General features: G+C 64.4%; 1 protein-coding gene. It reads right to left on the bottom strand.

Annotated elements, in window-relative coordinates; genetic code table 11:
• Positions 1 to 51: 51 nt before the first annotated feature.
• Positions 52 to 531, bottom strand: a complete 480-nt coding sequence (locus ABD345_RS39940; protein WP_344559745.1) for a hypothetical protein — start codon at positions 529 to 531, stop codon at positions 52 to 54.
• Positions 532 to 964 lie beyond the last annotated feature (433 nt).

Genomic DNA, 964 nt, shown 5'->3' with positions numbered 1-964 from the left:
TAAGAAGCGGTTCTGGCTCAGCTTTCGATTGCGCCGTGAGGCGCCGTTGGTTCAGTGCTGGAGAGCGCAGTCATCCGCTGTCAGGTGCAGGTGCCGAAGGGTTTCCAGTTCGGTGGTGGGGAAGGCGTGCAGCTGCCACTTCTGGAGGTAGCCGTCCTCGCCGTGGGTTCGCCGCACCTTCTCGGCAGCCATCAGGACCGCATGCGCCAGGGAGGTGCGAGGACGTGTGGACGTCCACACGAGGGTGCCCTTCCCGTCCGGTGCGTCGAAGCTCGTCGACATGTCCGGGAAGCGACGGATCGCGACGTGCACGTCACTGTTTCGGCGACGAAGAATCCACCGTGCCTCTGCCGGTTCAAGGTCGAACGAGAACCGCTGGATGCTATGGGGGCCGTAGAGGCCCGACACGCCTTTCAACAAGTCGGCGAGCGCGTTTGTGCAGTAGCTGACGATGTCACGGTGCTTCGTCGAGCCGTCCCAGATTCTGCACGTCGCCCAGCCGGAGCCGCTGAGTTCCCAGCTGAAGTGCAAGGACCTCGTCACTGAACCCCCCTGATCGTCTGCGGACAACGCTACAGCGGTGCTGAAGACGGGGGACGGCCGGGTACGGCATGCGACAGCCAGCTGGACCGGTGCGTCGGACACTCCGATGAACCCAACGGGCTCGATCACGGCATGCTGTCGCAGTGCTCTCGCTTCGTGTGGGGCGGGCCCTGGTCACGACTTGTCAGGGAGGCAACCCGGGCCCGCGACCACACGTTATCGACGACGCTGGCCCGGTCTTTTCGGACACTCCGCCCAGACCCTCCCGGTCACCCGATCAGTGGCTCCCGTTCCCGCCGAAGTGGCCCCCGAACTCACCGAAGAGCACCCGTCCCGGGCGAGTACACCACCGCCACGAACGGTCTACACCCGGCTCTCGTTCACACCGAAGCAGTGGCTCTCATATGACCCGACAAAATCA

The organism is Kitasatospora saccharophila (assembly GCF_039529925.1).
Taxonomy (GTDB): domain Bacteria; phylum Actinomycetota; class Actinomycetes; order Streptomycetales; family Streptomycetaceae; genus Kitasatospora; species Kitasatospora saccharophila.
The sequence above is the reverse complement of the archived record's forward strand: the minus strand, read 5'-3'. Positions and strand labels throughout refer to the sequence as shown.